This is a genomic window from Gordonia sp. NPDC062954, assembly GCF_044543825.1.
Lineage (GTDB): Bacteria > Actinomycetota > Actinomycetes > Mycobacteriales > Mycobacteriaceae > Gordonia > Gordonia tangerina.
In genome coordinates, this window is the sequence record NZ_JBITWL010000002.1 from 53,200 (window position 1) to 69,181 (window position 15,982).

The following is a 15,982-nucleotide window of genomic DNA, read 5'->3' on the forward strand; positions in this document are numbered from 1 at the left end:
TCCGAGATAGTAATGTCGAGGTGGAAATCGGAGTGCCCATGCCTGTGCAGCGTTCGTTCTGGTCGTCGTGGCTGATCCCCGGAGTGATCGTGACGATCGCGATCGCCCTGGTCGCCTTCGTCGTGATCTACGAAACGAACGACGATGCGCAACCGACGTCCGGCGACACTGCTGCAAACAGCACCGACCAATTCCCCTACGACATCGGGCTCGAACGACGTGACCCGCACGATCCCTTGGCACTGGGGGCGGTCGATGCGCCCATCACGCTGATCGTGTTCAGCGACTTCCAGTGTCCCTTCTGCGCGAAGTGGTCCCACGACACCCTGCCCGTCCTGCTCAAGCGGGTCGACGACGGTCAACTCCGCATCGAGATGCGGGAGGTGAATGTGTTCGGTGAGGCGTCGCGGCGTGCCGCGCTGGCCGCGTATGCGGCGGCATTGCAGGGGCGTTATCTCGACTACCACGACGCGCTCTTCGCCGGTGGGCATCCCCGAACGGGTGCCGGGTTGTCCGCCGAGGCCTTGGTCGAGACCGCACGCGACCTGAATCTCGACGTTGACCTGTTCCGCGAGCAGATGAACTCGGCGACGACACGCACGGCGATCGATGCGAATGAGCAGCTCGGAGCCACGGCCGGAGCGTTCTCGACCCCCAGCTTCATTCTCGGTGGCCAGCCGATTGCCGGCGCGCAGCCGACGAAGGTCTTTCTCGACACCCTCGACGAGTTGACGGGGCTGGAGGGGAACTGACGGTGGACATCGGACTACTCGCCGCGTTCGCCGGCGGAGCGCTGGCCCTGCTGAGTCCCTGTGCCGCACTGCTGCTACCGGCGTTCTTCGCGTCGTCGGTGGGTGCACGCGGGCGGCTGATCGTGCATGGCGTGGTCTTCTACGTGGGCTTGATGATCACGCTGCTGCCGGTCGGTATCGGGGTCGGTGCGCTCGCAGCCCTGGTGGCCGACCATCGGTCCCAGATCATCACCGGTGCGTCGGTACTCATCGTCCTTCTCGGGGTTCTGCAGATCTTCGGCCGGGGTTTCGACCTCACGCGACTGATGCCTGGGATGTCGCGTATTCAGGCCGAATCGATGCAGCGATCCGGCCTCGCCAAGACGCTGCTGCTGGGTGCGGTCAGCGGGGTCGCCGGCTTCTGCACCGGGCCGATCCTGGGGGCGGTGCTGACGATGGCCGCGTCACGGGGGATGGGCGGTGCCGGGCTCCTGCTCGCGGTCTACGGCATGGGGATGGTGGTGCCGCTCATGGCGATCGCTGCGATCTGGAACCGACTCGGCGACGACGGCCGATCGAGGCTGCGCGGGCGTGAACTGTCGGTCGGTCGGGTGCGGGTGCACACCACGCATCTCGTCACGGGGTTGCTGCTCATCGTGGTGGGAATCGGATTCTGGCTCACCGATGGTTTCCTCGGTGTGCCCGAGCCGGTGGGGCTCGACACTCAGCAGTGGCTGCAGAACGGCGCGTCGATGCTGGCGAGCCCGGTGCTCGACGTCGTCGTCATCGTGGCGCTGGCGGTCATCCTGCTGGGCTGGTGGTGGCGTCGCCGATCGCGTGCCGTCAGCGCAGATGTCCCGCGATCTCGGCCGCAGCCGAGCGAGTCGCCTCGGCGAGCTCGGTGAGTTCGGCGGCGCTCAGCGTGGTGTTGGGGCAGGCGACGATGGCTGCGACGGCGTGGCCGTCGGCGTCGCGGACGGGTGTCCCGACCGTCACGACCGCGACGTCACCGACGATCTCGTGCGGCAGATAGTCGATGATCGACAGTTCGGTGAGTAGGTCTCCGACCCGCGACCGGAGGCGTTCGGACATGGTGTCGAGGGAACTCAGTGCCTCGACCATGGCGACGTGGTCGTCGGTCATCCGCTCGATCGAATAGCCGCGTTGGGCCACCACGTCGAGAACGTCGCGAAGGCGGGCGCGAGTGGTCTGCGGGGCTCGGGCAAGCCACGCAGAGCGGATGTGCTCGGGTTCGAAGGCGATGAACTCGCGGCAGATCGGGGGCCGCAACCGAACGCGCTGACCATGCCGGAACCATGGCGAGGTGTCGTCGTCGGCCAGTGGCGCAGGAACGACATGATCAGCGACGGTGATCATATCCGGCGAGACGCGGCGGGCCACGAAGTAGGCGATGCCGAACCGTTCACTCAGTTGGTGGGCGGCCACAGCGGCCCATCGGTCTACATGATCGGCCTGTCGGGCTGTGCGGGCGAGCGTGACGAACCCCGGACCGATCGCATACCTGCCGGAGCCGGGTTCGCGAAGCAGCCAACCATGGTCGACGAGTTCACCGACAATGGCGTGTGCGGTGGCTCGCGAGAACCCGGTGTGACGGACAATCTCCGCTAGCGTCAGCGACGGATGATCCGATCCGGCGAGGAGTTCGACGATGCTGATCACACGCGCGGTCGGCGGCGAGCCCGGTTGACGTGCGTCAGCAGACTCGCCTACGGTCTGTGTCACATAGTCAATGCTTAGTGTCGAGTATTCGACATGTCAAGGAGAACGAATGGTTTCGAGCGCTACGGGTGCAAAAGACGCGGGTGCGCGAGACGGTCGTGTACACCACGGTTATGAGTTGACACATCTCGCGGCGCTCGAAGCCGAGTCGGTGCACATCATGCGCGAGGTGGCGGCGACGTTCGAACGGCCGGTGCTGTTGTTCTCCGGCGGCAAGGACTCGGTGGTGATGTTCCACCTCGCTCGCAAGGCGTTCTGGCCGGCGCCCGCGCCTTTCCCGCTCATGCATGTCGACACCGGCCACAACTTCGATGAGGTGATCGAGTACCGCGACCGGGTCGTCGAACAGACCGGCGTCCGCCTGGTGGTGAGTTCGGTACAAGACGACATCGACGCGGGTCGGGTCGTCGAGGACACGGGCCCGGGGGCGAGTCGCAACCGGCTGCAAACCACGGCGTTGCTGCGCGGCATCCAGGAGAACCGGTTCGACGCAGTGTTCGGTGGTGCGCGGCGCGATGAGGAGAAGGCGCGTGCGAAGGAACGAGTGTTCAGCTTCCGCGACGAATTCGGGGCATGGGACCCGCGGGCTCAACGACCCGAATTGTGGCAGCTCTACAACGGCCGCCATCACAAGGGTGAGCACATCCGGGTGTTCCCGCTGAGCAACTGGACCGAACTCGACATCTGGCAGTACATCGCGGCCGAGAACATCGAACTGCCGCCCATCTACTACGCCCACCAGCGCGAGGTGATACCGCGCGACGGCATGTATCTGGCGAAAACCCGCTTCCTGGAGCCGTATCCGGGTGAGCAGACCCAGATCGAGACCGTGCGATTCCGCACCGTCGGCGACGCCACCTGCACCGGTTGTGTGCTCAGCACCGCCGACACCGTCGAGAAGGTGATCGACGAGATCGCCATCACCCGCGTCACCGAGCGTGGTGCGACACGCGCCGACGACCGCATCTCGGAAGCCGGCATGGAGGATCGCAAGAAGGAGGGCTACTTCTGATGCCCAAGGAACTGTTGCGGTTGGCGACTGCGGGTTCGGTCGACGACGGAAAATCGACCTTGATCGGTCGACTCCTCTTCGATTCGAAGACGATCTTCACCGACCAACTCGAATCGATCGAACGCACCAGCGCCGAACGCGGCGACGAGTACGCGAATCTGGCGCTGCTCACCGACGGACTGCGCGCCGAGCGCGAGCAGGGCATCACCATTGACGTCGCCTACCGCTATTTCTCCACGCCCAAGCGGAAGTTCATCATCGCCGACACACCCGGGCACGTGCAGTACACCCGGAACATGGTGACCGGGGCGTCGACCGCCGATCTCGCGATCATTCTCGTCGACGCCCGCAAAGGCATTCTCGAACAGACGCGGCGGCACGCGTTCCTGTCATCGCTGCTGGGGATTCCGCACCTCACGATCTGTGTGAACAAAATGGATCTCGTCGACTGGTCGCAGGAGCGGTTCGACGAGATCTGCGACGACTTCATCGCTTTCGCGGCAAAACTGAATGTCACCGACCTCACCTTCATCCCGCTGTCGGCGCTCCAGGGCGACAATGTGGTGGACCAATCGGTCAACATGCCCTGGTACGAGGGGCGGCCGCTGCTCAACCACCTCGAGAACGTCTACATCGCGTCGGATCGCAACCTGATCGATGCACGCATGCCGGTCCAGTACGTGATCCGCCCGCAGCGTAGCGACGGCGCCGATCACCGCGCGTACGCGGGAACCGTTGCCGGTGGTGTCTTCTCGCGGGGCGACGAAGTGGTGGTGCTGCCGAGCGGATTCAGCACCACCATCACCGGCATCTGGGGACCCGGCGGCGAGCGGGTCGACGAAGCGTTCGCGTCGATGGCGGTGTCGATGGAACTCGCCGACGAGATCGACATCGTCCGCGGTGACATGCTGGCACGGCCGAACAATCGTCCCTACGTGGGCCGCGACATCGACGCGATGGTGTGCTGGTTCTCCGACGACACCGAACTGCGGCCGGGCAACCGGTACGTGATGATGTGCGGAACCCGTACCACGCGCGCGCAGATCAGCGGGCTGAACTACCGGCTCGATGTCAACACCCTGCACCGAGATGAAGAAGCCAAGACGTTACAGCTCAACGAGATCGCACGCATCTCGGTGCACGCCCAGCAACCCCTGTTGTTCGACGCATACCGCAAGAACCGGGAAACGGGCAGCTTCATCCTGATCGACGAGGCGACCAATAAGACCGTCGGAGCGGGCATGATCACCGCGCCGGTCAGCAAGGACAGCCACGTCGTGTGGCAGACCACGAAGGTCACCCGCGAGCAGCGCACCCACCAAGGGGCGACCATCTGGCTGACCGGATTGTCGGGGTCGGGGAAGTCCTCGCTCGCGGTGGAACTCGAGCGGCGGATGGTGGCCGAAAGTCGATTCGCCTACCTCATGGACGGCGACAACCTCCGGCACGGCCTGAACGCCGACCTCGGCTTCTCCGACGACGACCGGCGTGAGAACATCCGCCGGACCAGTGAGGTGGCCGCGTTGTTCGCCGATGCGGGCGCGATTTCCATCGTGTCGCTGATCAGCCCGTTCGCCGATGAACGCCGGCGTGCGCGGGAGATCCACGCCGAGCGGCGCCTGCCGTTCTACGAGATCTTTGTCGACACCCCGCTCGAGGTCTGTGAGCAGCGGGATCCCAAGGGGCTCTATGCCAAGGCCCGTCGCGGCGAGATCAGCCAATTCACCGGCATCGACTCGCCGTACGAACGTCCCGCCGATCCCGACGTCCTCGTGACACCATCGGATGGCTCGCCCGCCGAGGTGGCCGAATCGATCATCCGCAACCTGGGACTGTAGGAGACAGCGTGTCAGAGGATCGTGTTCTCGCCGGCGAGCTCGCCACCGCCGCCGGACAGTTGCTCCTGCAGATCCGCGCCGAGAGTGATCTGCGCGGAAAGGAACTCGGTGCCGAAGGGGATCGGCGGTCGAATGATCTCTTGCTGGAGCGGTTGGCGGCCGCACGTCCCGATGACAAGGTGTTGTCGGAGGAATCGGCCGACGACAAGAGTCGACTGCATGCGGAGCGGGTGTGGATCGTCGACCCTGTCGACGGCACACGGGAATACGGTACTGACGGGCATACCGACTGGGCGGTGCACGTGGCGTTGTGGTCGGCCGAGAGTGGCCTGATCGCCGGTGCTGTGGCGCTACCCGCATTGGATGTCACCTACGTCGACAGTGGCGAACCGGTCGCGGCGACAACGGGCTTGGCATCGTCTGCGCGTGGCGAGCGACCGCGGGTGGTGGTGAGTGCTTCGCGCGCACCGGCCTTCTCGCAGGCGGTGGCCGAGGCGATCGGCGGCGAGTTGCTACCGATGGGCTCCGCGGGTGCGAAAGCGATGGCCGTGGTGCGCGGGGAGGCCGATGCCTACGTGCACGCCGGTGGCCAGTACGAGTGGGATTCGGCGGCTCCGGTCGCGGTCGCGCAGGCCAAGGGGCTGTGGTGTGGCCGCATCGACGGAAGTGCCCTCGTCTACAACCAGGACGACACCTACCTGCCCGACCTGGTCATCTGTCGTCCCGAGTTGCGCGACGCGATTCTCGCGGTGACCGCGTCGTCGTAGTGGGCCGTACTGGATCTCGATACGCCCTCCGCTGGCGCTCCGGGCTACTCGATCAGCTGTCGGGTGGTCTCGTTGAGTGGGTCATGCTGGTTGAGTAGCGGTGCGTGAGCTTGCGAGCGCAGCGTGTATCGAAACCTGTTGTGGTGGATCTCGATACGCTCTCCGCTGGCGCTTCGGGCTACTCGATCAGCGGAGGAACGATCAGGGTCAGCGCTGGAGTCCGGCAAGGACATTGCGGAGGGCGGTGCGGATGTCGCCCACCTCGATGCGCATCAGGTCGTCCTGGGACAGCGATGCGAGATCGTCGGACGCCGAGAGCCGGTATTCGCGCTCCTCCTCCGCGGCCTCGACGATGTTGCGGATGAAACGCCCATTGCCGGCCACGTCGCTGGCTCGCCGTATCCCCGAGGGGCTCTGCCGCACATCGTGATACAGAGGTGTGCAGGCTTGTTCGAGTTCGATGACGGATTCGTGGGTGAGCAGTGAATCGCGCCGACGAGCGATGAAGTCGCCGATCCGGGCGAGTTCATCGGGTGTGTAGGACTCGAACCGCACGCGACGGGCGAACCGGGACGCGAGGCCGTCGTTGGACGACAACAGGCGGTCGATCTCGGAGTCGTATCCGGCGATGATCACAACCAGACGGTCCCGGTCGTCCTCCATCCGGGCCAGGAGTGTGTCGACGGCCTCTTTACCGAACGCATCCCCACCGGAGAGCCCCTCTTGGATGAGGGTGTAGGCCTCGTCGATGAACAGCACACCGTCCATGGCCGAATCGATGACGGCCGACGTCTTGGGCGCCGTGGAGCCGAGGTGTTCGCCGACGAGGTCGCGGCGGGTCGCCTCGATCACCTTGTCGGTCTTGATGAACCCGAGGCCGCAGTAGATTTTCGCGACGATCCGGGCCACGGTCGTCTTGCCGGTACCGGGCGGACCGGTGAAGGCGAGGTGCAGACTGCGCGCGGCGGTGTTGAGGCCACGGTCGGCGCGGACCTTGGCCAGCGTGGCGGCCGACTGGAGTTTGGCGACCTGCTCCTTGACCGAGTCGAGGCCGATCTGGTCGGACAATTCACGTTGGGCCTCGGTCACCATGTCCGCCATCTCGGGACGTTCGGCGGTGTCGGAGACCAGCGAGTCGGCGAGATCGGGCACCGAGTCGGGGTCCCACGGGTCGCTCCGCTCGGCGATGGCGTCGGGGGAGGTGATGACCAATCGGAAATTCGGCGACTTCAGCGCCTGCCCGGCCGGTGAGTTCGGGTCCCGGGCGTAGGCCTGCTCGAACATCGCCCGCGCCTTGTCCTCATGGCCCTGTTCACGCAGCGCGAGGCCGTGGAGGTACATCGCCTCGGTGGCGAGGGCCGGAATCGGACCGTCGACGACGTTCTGCAGCCTTCGGATGCCCTCCCCGAACATGCCCATCTGCACGCACGCCGCGCCGACCATGTTGTCAGCGGCCGCTTGCAGGAAGCTGTCGTTCCACCGCTCCGAGCGTCGTAGGGCGGTGAGTACGTCGGGCCAGCGTTTCGCCGACAGGTACAGAAACGCCTGCACGAACTCCACGATCGGCGTCCGATGGGCTGCGGGTACGTCGTCGAGGACGTCCTGGGCTCCGGCGAAATCCTGACCACGCGTCAGTGAACCGGCATAGGCGGCCGCCGCCTCGGTGGCATCGGTCATCGGATAGGTGATGTGACCCACCGTCCACCGGCCGACCAGCGTTCGCTGCGGCAATCCGAGTCGCCGTTGCTCGTGGCCGATTGTGCTGCGGGTTCGGTACAGGGCGAGCAACACCTCGTCGGTGTCCTCGCCGCAGACGAGTCGTCCCAGCCACGCGTCGGCCATCGACGGGTCCCATTCACTGGCCCGCGTGAACGCCTTGGCGGCCTGGGCGGCATTGTTGATCGGTTCCTGGCCCTCGACGGCGATGCCGAGCGAGAGCACTCCGAGTTCGAACAATTGCCTCGCTTTGCGGACGTCAGCCATCGGGTCCCCCAGTCCGTGCTCGTGCAGGTCACCCACGGTGTGGTGACCTGTCCGTGTCAGGTGCCCAGCGTAGCGGGGCGCCTGTCCACTCCCACACGCGGCCGCGGCCGAGCCTGACATAGACTCGTCAGAGTGAGTGCGCAGGTGGATACCGTTTCAGCCGCAGCAGGCAGCCCCGACCAACCGCAGCCTTTCCGTGAGCTCGGACTCAAGGACGACGAGTACGCCCGGATCAAGGAGATCCTCGGCCGCCGTCCGACCGACGCGGAACTCGCGATGTACTCGGTCATGTGGTCGGAGCATTGCAGTTACAAGTCGTCGAAGGTGCATCTGCGCTACTTCGGTGAGACCACCACCGACGAGATGCGCGCGAGCATGCTCGCCGGCATCGGCGAGAACGCCGGTGTTGTCGACATCGGCGACGGGTGGGCGGTCACCTTCAAGGTGGAGTCGCACAATCACCCCAGCTACGTCGAGCCCTACCAGGGGGCGGCCACCGGCGTCGGCGGCATCGTCCGCGACATCATGGCAATGGGAGCACGACCGATCGCGGTGATGGATCAGCTGCGCTTCGGTCCGGCAGATGCTTCCGACACCCGCCGGGTCGTCGACGGTGTGGTCCGCGGCGTCGGCGGCTACGGCAACTCCCTCGGCCTGCCCAACGTCGGTGGTGAGACCGTCTTCGACGCCAGCTATGCGGGTAATCCTCTGGTCAACGCGCTGTGCGCGGGTGTGCTGCGCACCGAGGACCTGCACCTGGCCTTCGCGTCGGGAGCCGGCAACAAGATCATCCTGTTCGGCGCGCGGACCGGTCTGGACGGCATCGGCGGCGTGTCGGTGCTGGCGTCGGAGACGTTCGACGACTCCGACGGGAACTCCGGGCCGAACCGTAAGAAGCTACCGAGTGTGCAGGTCGGTGACCCGTTCACCGAGAAGGTGCTCATCGAGTGCTGCCTCGAGCTCTATCACGCGGGCCTCGTCGTCGGTATCCAGGATCTCGGCGGCGCCGGGCTCTCCTGCGCCACCTCGGAGCTCGCCGCCGCCGGAGACGGCGGCATGCACATCGACCTGGAAAAGGTGCCGATGCGCGCCGAGGGCATGACCCCGGCCGAGGTGCTCTCCAGCGAGTCGCAGGAACGCATGTGCGCGGTGGTGACGCCGGACAATGTCGACGCGTTCCTGGCCGTGTGCAAGAAGTGGGATGTGCTGGCGACCGTGATCGGTGAGGTCACCGACGGCGATCATCTCGTCATCACTTGGGACGGCGAGACCGTCGTCGACGTCCCACCGCGCACCGTCGCCCACGAGGGCCCCGTCTACGAGCGCCCGGTCGCCCGGCCGGACTGGCAGGACGGCGTCACCTCGTCGACCACCGCGTCACTGAAACGGCCCGAGACGTCCGACGAGCTGCGGGCCACGGCACTCGAGCTGCTCGCCTCGCCGGCCCTGTGCAGCCGTAAGTTCATCACCGAGCAGTACGACCGCTACGTACGTGGCAACACCGTGCTCGCCGAGGCCGCCGACTCCGGCATGGTCCGCATCGACGAGGCATCCGGCCGAGGCATCGCGTTGGCCACCGACGCATCGGGTCGCTACACCTACCTCGATCCGTATCGGGGTGCGCAGCTCGCGCTGGCCGAGGCCTACCGCAACGTGGCGGTGTCGGGTGCGTCGCCGAAGGCTGTCACCAACTGCCTCAACTTCGGATCGCCCGAGGACCCGGCGGTGATGTGGCAATTCCAGCAGGCCGTGCGCGGCCTCGCCGACGGTTGCGCCGAACTCGGTATCCCGGTGACCGGCGGCAACGTCAGCTTCTACAACCAGACCGGGTCGACCGCGATTCTGCCGACGCCAGTGGTCGGCGTGCTCGGCATCATCGACGACGTACATCGGCGGGTGCCGACCGGGTTCGGCACCGAGCCGGGGGAGACCTTGATCCTGCTCGGCGAGACCCGCGACGAGTTCGACGGCTCCATCTGGTCGCAGGTTGCTCACGATCACCTCGGTGGGGTGCCGCCGCGGGTCGACCTCGCGCACGAACGGCTGCTCGCCGAGATCATGGTCGCCGCGTCGCGCGACGGGCTGGTCTCGGCGGCCCACGACCTGTCCGAGGGCGGCCTGTTCCAGGCGGTCGTCGAATCGGCGCTGGCCGGCGAGACCGGTTGCCGCATCCTGCTTCCCGACGGTGCAGACCCCTTCGTATGGCTGTTCTCCGAGTCCGCCGGCCGCGCCGTGGTCGCGGTGCCGCGCACCGAGGAGTCGCGGTTGTGCTCGATGCTCGACGCGCGCGGCATGCCGTGGACGCGGATCGGGGTGGTGGACCAGGGTAGCGACTCGGTGACCGTGCAGGACCAGTTCGAGGTCACCCTCGCCGACCTCCGCGCGACCCACGAGGGAACTCTGCCGAAGCTGTTCGGCTGATGTCCTCCGAGCCGGGCGTGTTCGGACCACACGAGCTCGGCGCGCTGGTGTGGTTCTACGACATGCACGGCTACGCGACGCTGCGTGGACTGCTGACCGAATCCGATGTCGCGGCGGTCGAACGTGAATGCACCGCGGCGCAGCAGGCGGTGATCGCCGGTGAACTCGACATCCGCCACGGCTCGACGGTGTTCCTCGACGAGGAGGCCAAGGCCCAGCGGTTCGCCAACTACGTCGAGTACGTCAGCGAGATCTCGCCGGCGGTGCGAGCGGCCGTCACCCACCCGGTACTCGCCGACGCAATGGCTCGGCTGCTCGGAGAACGCGCCTGGCTGCGTGCGCATGAACAGTTCGGCGTGGTCTACCAGGATGCCCGACCCGGCCGGGAGTCCGGCTACACCCGGATCGGCTGGCATTCGGACTGGCAGGCGGGCCCGAGCCTCGACGTCTGGCCGTCGACGGCGTTCACCATCCACATCGACGGGACCAGCCCTGCCAACGGTTTCCTGCGCGTCGTCCCCGGCTCGCACCTGTGGGCGACGCCGGCACCCTACCGGAACGTCAACGGCGTCGAGGTGCCCGCGACGGCGCGCCCGGCCGGCGGCCGCACGGATCGGCCGCCGCCCTTCGACATGCCATTGCGGTTCGAGAAGGTGCCCGGCGAGGTCGCCGTGTACGCCGAGCGCGGCGACATCCTGCTGCATGACTGCTACCTGTGGCACTCCGCTGCCCGCGCGACCGACGACGACTCGCGGCGCAGACATGTGCGTGGTGGCTACTTCGGGGGCACCAAACCTGCTGCGGGTGTTGAGGAGTTCATCAAAAACGCGGCGCGCTGAGGAGCCCGCGCTGAGGAGCACGCTCACTACCGTTCACACCGCGGCGACGAGCCCCTCGGCATCGTCGGTGGTGATCTGATCGACGCGCAGTTCGATCAGGCGCCGCGCTTGCCGCACCGAGTCATCGTCGACCCCGGTGATTGTGTACGCATCGACGGTGCGCCCTTGGCTGTGGAAAGCGCCGACCATGTCGAAGCCACGCCGGTCGGCCTCCAGAACCAGGCGGCGTTCCAGATAGACCATCTCGGCGTGCGGTGATGCGGCGATCGCTCGTCGGACGAAGCCGTGGAAATCCTCGGAACGCAGGACGCGCCGCAGGGCGCCGTGATGACAAGGGTCGTAGCCGATCCGGATACCGGGCACGGCGTCGGTCAGGAGTCGGACGGCCTCGGCGTCACCGCAGGACAGGATCATGTTGGGTGCCATGTCGGCGGTCGCGTCCGCGAAGTGGCCGATCACGGTGTCGTCGAGTGCCGAAGCGTCCTGTTTGAAGTCCAGCTGCAACCTCGCGGCCGGATGAATCCGACTATGCGCGAACAGGTCCGGAAGATCTTCCAGCAGCAGGACCGGTTGATCGACGGGCACCCCGTCGTTGTCCCGGAGGTGCACGGTGCGCAACTGCGCGACCGAGGCCGCGGTCACCCGGCCACGCCCGGTGGTGGTGTGCCCGAGTTCCAGGTCGTGCAGGACGGCGAAACCGCGTTCGCCGTGGATCACCAGATCGATCTCGACGCTCGCCCCCGCCGTCATACCCTCGACGATCCGACGCGCGGTGAATGGCGGATCGGTGGGACGTCGGCGCGCACGATGCCACTTGATGCAGGTCCTATGGCCCTCGTGGATCACTTCCACCGGTGGCAGCGTGGAAGGCGTGAAGACCGGGTCGGTGTGCATCGGCGAGACGCTACGCCGCCCGGATGAACGGAAGGCATCGATGCGGTTCAGTTTAGGACGATGGATCGGTTTCGTGACGGTTGCGGAATCGGTGGGCTTCCTGATTCCGGTGGCGGGCATGGCGATCTGTGCGGCGGCGGAGTGGTCGCCCTGGGCGACCTGGCTGACTGTCGCGATCTTCGGAGCCGGCGAGGGTGCCCTGCTCGGGTTGGGTCAGGCCGAAGCGTTGTACGGCACGGAAGTGGCTGTGCCGGTGTTGAAGTGGGTGGCGGTGACGTCAGCTGCGGCGGCGTTCGCGTGGATGCTGGGGATGTTGCCGTCGATCCTGAACGATGCGGGAGTGCTCGCCGACATGTCGAATCCGGCCGTGTGGGTCGCATTCGGGGTGGGCGCGGTCCTGCTCCTGCTGAGCATTCCGACGGCGCAATTCCTGGTGCTCCGCGAGGTGATGCCGCACGCGGTGGGGTGGATACCGGTGAATGTGGCTGCCTGGTCGGTCGGCCTGGTGGCGACCTTCGTGCCCGGCCCGTTTGTCGACGAGGACACATCGACAGTAGTTCTGGTGACTTCCTTCGCCGGGGCGGGTATGTGCATGGCGCTCATCGTCGCGACCATCACCGGCTGGTGGCTACGCCGTCGGGCCGCCGTTTCGCCGAACCCGCCACCGAAAAGTGAAACGTGTTCTAGTTTGAGTGCATGACTCTTCGCGTGGTCGAGTGGTCGACCGGAACCGTGGGCAGGCACGCCATCGCCGGGATCGACGCCCGGCCGGACCTGGAACTGATCGGCGTGTGGGTGTCCGATCCGGCCAAGGTCGGTCGCGACGCCGGGGACCTCGCCGGCCTCGGACGCGAGCTGGGCGTCGCCGCGACCAACGATCGGGATGCGCTCATCGCGCTGAAGCCCGACTGCATCGTGCACACCGCGATGACCGACGACCGCATCTTCGAGGCGATCGACGACCTCATCTTCTTCATCGAGTCCGGTATCAATGTCGTGTCCAGCGGACCGGTTCTCCTGCAATTCCCGCAGGGCATCCTCGATCAGGACCTGATCGATCGGATCGCGGCGGCCGGGCGCAGTGGCAACGCGAGTCTGCACGTCAACGGCATCGACCCGGGTTTCGCCAACGACATGCTGCCGCTGTCGATGACGAGCCTGTCCCAGCGGATCGACGAGGTGCGCTGCCTGGAGATCGCCGACTACTCCACCTACTACCAACCCGTGGTCATGAAGACCATCTTCGGGTTCGGCCAGTCGATGGACGAGACGCCGATGCTGCTCTACCCGGGGGTGCTCGCGATGGGGTGGGGCAGCGTGGTGCGCCAGATCGCCGCCGGCCTCGACCTGACACTCGACGAACCGCTCGTGGAGCGATTCGACCGGGTCGCAGCCGACCGCGACTACTCCACGGTGTCGGTCGACATTCCCGAGGGGGCCATGGCGGCACTGCATTTCGAGGTCGTCGGACAGGTGAACGGCGTCGACCGGGTGGTTCTCGAACATTTCACGCGCACCCATCCAGAGCAATGTCCGGATTGGCCCACCCCGGCTCAGGGCGACGGCTGCTACCGCATCCTGATCTCGGGTGAACCGCAGATGCAGGTCGAGTTCACCCACCACGGCGAGAACGGCGACCACAACGTGTCCGGCATGATCGTCACGGCAATGCGGCTGGTCAATTCGGTTGCTGCGGTTGTGGATGCGAAGCCCGGGCTGGTGACCGCGCTGGACCTTCCGCCGGTGAGTGGTCGGGGGCTCGTGGCGGGGAGGTGAGCGCCGAGTAGAACTGTGCGTGCACTCGCTTCTACACCGACCAGGTGTGCACCGGTTCCCCTTCGTGCATCTGGGTGACGTAGTCCCGCAACATCCCCCGCAGTGCTTGCGCTCGGTCCTCGCCGGCATCCTCGCGTGCCAGGACCGCCCTGCGTTGCCATGCCGAACCGGTCTGATGGGTGATGGCGCGGCCCTCGATCACCGACAGGTACCGCGAACGGGCCTTGCCCGATACGCCGTAGGCACGTAATCCGGTGTCGGCGACGTCGATCAAGCGTCGCAGCGTCAGTTCGTCGGGGCGAACCCACCCGACGTTCGGCCAATACAGTTGTGCCTCCATACCTCCGCGAGCACCCGACTGCAGGTTCTCCGCAGCCGCGTTGAACGACATCTGTGACCACAGTGGCCGGTCCGATTCGACGAGGCCACGCACGAGTCCGTAGTAGAACGCAGCATTGGCCATGGTGTCGACGACGGTCGGGCCCGCGGGCAGCACCCGGTTCTCCACGCGCAGGTGTGCGCGGTCGTCGACGACGTCGTAGACGGGCCGGTTCCAGCGGTACACGGTGCCGTTGTGCAAGCGTAGTTCGTCGAGTGCGGGGATGCGGCCGGCGTCGATCTCATCGATGGGATCGACGTCGCTGCACACCGGCAGCAGGGCGGGGAAGTAGCGAGTGTTCTCCTCGAACAGATCGAAGATGGTGTTGATCCATCGTTCACCGAACCACACTCGTGGGCGCACGCCCTGATTCTTCAACTCCAGCGGACGGGTGTCCGTGGCCTGTTCGAAAACCGGGATACGACTCTCGTGCCATAACGCGGTCCCGGCGAGGAAGGGGGCGTTGCCCGCCAGCGCCACCTGCACACCGGCGATCGATTGTGCGGCGTTCCAATAGGCGGCGAAGTCCTCCGGTGCCACCCGCAGATGCAATTGCAGTGACGTGCACGCGGCCTCGGGCAGGATCGAGTCGGTGGTGGTGCGCAGCCGTTCGCCTGCGTGCCGTTCACTCAGCGGCACGCCCGCGATGTCGATCTCGATGTCCTCACCGCGGGCTGCGAAGATCTGCCGGTTGAGCAGGTCGTAACGCGGGTTCGCCGAGATCCACTGATGCGCGAAGTGCTCGTGCGTCAGCGTCGGCAGCATGCCGATCATGACGAGGTGGTTGTCGGTGCGCGACGCGCGCTCCTCGGCGCGGTTGAGCGACGTGCGCAGCGCCTGCTCGAGCGAGATCGTGTCGTCGGTGACGAATGGGCGGGGGGAGACGTTGATCTCGATGTTGAACTGGCCGAGCTCGGTCTGATAGTCGGGATCGGCGATCGCGTCGAGCACCGTCGCATTGGCCATCGCCGGGTTCATGTCCTCATCGACCAGGTTGAGCTCCACCTCCATGCCGAGCAGCGGCTCGGGCGGACGGCCCTGATCGGTGAACAGGCCGTCGGCGAGCATGCGGGCGATGGCCTCGGTTCCGCGGCTGACCTGCCTGCGGAACCGCACCCGGTCGTCGCCGGTGAACTCGCGTTCGGCCACATCGGTGCCCATGGGTCAATGGTGCATGATGGTCGGCGTGGCAGCGCGCAAACCGATCGATCCGGTCGCCGTGCGTGCGGCGGTGCTGGCCGTGGCGCCCTGGTTGCTCGACGACGCCGCCCCCGAACCGACACGCAGCGAACTGGCTGCTGCAGTGCGCCTCAGCGTCCGTACCCTGGCCCAGCTCGCTCCGGGCAACTCCGTCGAGGTCCGGGTGCCGCCGTTTGTGGCCGTGCAATGCATCGAAGGTCCCCGCCACACCCGGGGGACACCGCCCAACGTGGTCGAGACGGATGCCCGGACCTGGCTGTTGCTGGCGACCGGGCTCGCCGGCTACGACGATGCCGTCGGCGCGGGGCGGCTCAGCGCGTCGGGTCACCGGGCGCCGGCCATCGTGGACCTGTTGCCCATCGTCCCGCTCGACCGTCAGGTCTAGTGTCCGGAGACAGTGCG

At 66.4% G+C, this 15,982-nt stretch carries 14 protein-coding genes; 10 read left to right on the forward strand and 4 right to left on the reverse strand.

Going from position 1 to position 15,982, the window contains the following annotated elements:
- The first annotated feature begins 38 nt into the window (after nt 1-38).
- Both ACIGKQ_RS02860 and ACIGKQ_RS02865 read left to right on the forward strand, forming a co-directional pair.
- The gene (locus ACIGKQ_RS02860; protein ID WP_396572252.1) at nt 39-752 is read left to right on the forward strand and encodes a DsbA family protein; all 714 of its coding nucleotides are present in this window, start codon (nt 39-41) and stop codon (nt 750-752) included.
- Between the two features lie 2 nt (nt 753-754).
- On the forward strand, nt 755-1,636 hold the full coding sequence (locus tag ACIGKQ_RS02865; RefSeq protein WP_287015914.1) for a cytochrome c biogenesis CcdA family protein: 882 nt from the start codon (nt 755-757) through the stop codon (nt 1,634-1,636).
- Here ACIGKQ_RS02865 and ACIGKQ_RS02870 read toward each other — a convergent pair.
- Nucleotides 1,575-2,474 carry an IclR family transcriptional regulator gene (locus ACIGKQ_RS02870; protein ID WP_287015913.1) on the reverse strand — a complete coding sequence of 300 codons (900 nt, stop codon included), beginning with the start codon at nt 2,472-2,474 and terminating at the stop codon, nt 1,575-1,577. The genes ACIGKQ_RS02865 and ACIGKQ_RS02870 overlap by 62 nt on opposite strands.
- A 46-nt stretch (nt 2,475-2,520) precedes the next feature.
- Between ACIGKQ_RS02870 and cysD the strand changes: the two genes are divergently transcribed.
- The 3 genes from cysD to ACIGKQ_RS02885 are packed head-to-tail and all read left to right on the forward strand — an operon-like array spanning nt 2,521 to nt 6,088.
- Entirely contained in the window at nt 2,521-3,483 is a 963-nt protein-coding gene (gene cysD / locus ACIGKQ_RS02875; RefSeq protein WP_287015912.1) for a sulfate adenylyltransferase subunit CysD, read from the forward strand.
- Nucleotides 3,483-5,321, forward strand: coding sequence for an adenylyl-sulfate kinase (gene cysC / locus ACIGKQ_RS02880; RefSeq protein WP_235725276.1), 1,839 nt, complete (start codon nt 3,483-3,485; stop codon nt 5,319-5,321). Before cysD ends, cysC begins: the two co-directional genes overlap by 1 nt.
- Before the next feature lie 8 nt (nt 5,322-5,329).
- Nucleotides 5,330-6,088, forward strand: coding sequence for a 3'(2'),5'-bisphosphate nucleotidase CysQ (locus tag ACIGKQ_RS02885; protein WP_328713652.1), 759 nt, complete (start codon nt 5,330-5,332; stop codon nt 6,086-6,088).
- Nucleotides 6,089-6,295: 207 nt separating this feature from the next.
- Here the strand turns inward: ACIGKQ_RS02885 and eccA are convergent, their stop codons facing one another.
- Nucleotides 6,296-8,071: a type VII secretion AAA-ATPase EccA gene (eccA, locus tag ACIGKQ_RS02890; RefSeq protein WP_266060561.1), complete on the reverse strand. Its 1,776-nt coding sequence runs from the start codon at nt 8,069-8,071 to the stop codon at nt 6,296-6,298.
- Between the two features lie 132 nt (nt 8,072-8,203).
- On the opposite strand from eccA, the gene purL reads away from it, so the two are divergent.
- Nucleotides 8,204-10,492 (forward strand): phosphoribosylformylglycinamidine synthase subunit PurL, encoded by a 2,289-nt coding sequence (purL, locus tag ACIGKQ_RS02895; protein WP_266060499.1) that lies wholly within the window; start codon nt 8,204-8,206, stop codon nt 10,490-10,492.
- A complete protein-coding gene (locus ACIGKQ_RS02900; protein WP_235725280.1) occupies nt 10,492-11,331 on the forward strand; it encodes a phytanoyl-CoA dioxygenase family protein in 840 nt (279 codons plus the stop codon). Before purL ends, ACIGKQ_RS02900 begins: the two co-directional genes overlap by 1 nt.
- A 33-nt stretch (nt 11,332-11,364) precedes the next feature.
- Here the strand turns inward: ACIGKQ_RS02900 and ACIGKQ_RS02905 are convergent, their stop codons facing one another.
- Nucleotides 11,365-12,225 (reverse strand): glycerophosphodiester phosphodiesterase family protein, encoded by an 861-nt coding sequence (locus tag ACIGKQ_RS02905; RefSeq protein ID WP_266060501.1) that lies wholly within the window; start codon nt 12,223-12,225, stop codon nt 11,365-11,367.
- Nucleotides 12,226-12,298: 73 nt separating this feature from the next.
- Between ACIGKQ_RS02905 and ACIGKQ_RS02910 the strand changes: the two genes are divergently transcribed.
- Both ACIGKQ_RS02910 and ACIGKQ_RS02915 read left to right on the forward strand, forming a co-directional pair.
- Nucleotides 12,299-12,925: a hypothetical protein gene (locus ACIGKQ_RS02910; protein WP_287015909.1), complete on the forward strand. Its 627-nt coding sequence runs from the start codon at nt 12,299-12,301 to the stop codon at nt 12,923-12,925.
- On the forward strand, nt 12,922-14,001 hold the full coding sequence (locus ACIGKQ_RS02915) for a diacylglycerol kinase (protein WP_266060503.1): 1,080 nt from the start codon (nt 12,922-12,924) through the stop codon (nt 13,999-14,001). Before ACIGKQ_RS02910 ends, ACIGKQ_RS02915 begins: the two co-directional genes overlap by 4 nt.
- A 31-nt stretch (nt 14,002-14,032) precedes the next feature.
- Here ACIGKQ_RS02915 and ACIGKQ_RS02920 read toward each other — a convergent pair whose 3' ends face one another.
- Nucleotides 14,033-15,541 (reverse strand): glutamate--cysteine ligase, encoded by a 1,509-nt coding sequence (locus ACIGKQ_RS02920; protein ID WP_287015907.1) that lies wholly within the window; start codon nt 15,539-15,541, stop codon nt 14,033-14,035.
- Nucleotides 15,542-15,557: 16 nt separating this feature from the next.
- Here ACIGKQ_RS02920 and ACIGKQ_RS02925 point away from each other — a divergent pair, with 16 nt between their 5' ends.
- The gene (locus tag ACIGKQ_RS02925) at nt 15,558-15,965 is read left to right on the forward strand and encodes a sterol carrier family protein (protein WP_235725948.1); all 408 of its coding nucleotides are present in this window, start codon (nt 15,558-15,560) and stop codon (nt 15,963-15,965) included.
- The last annotated feature ends 17 nt before the right edge of the window (nt 15,966-15,982 follow it).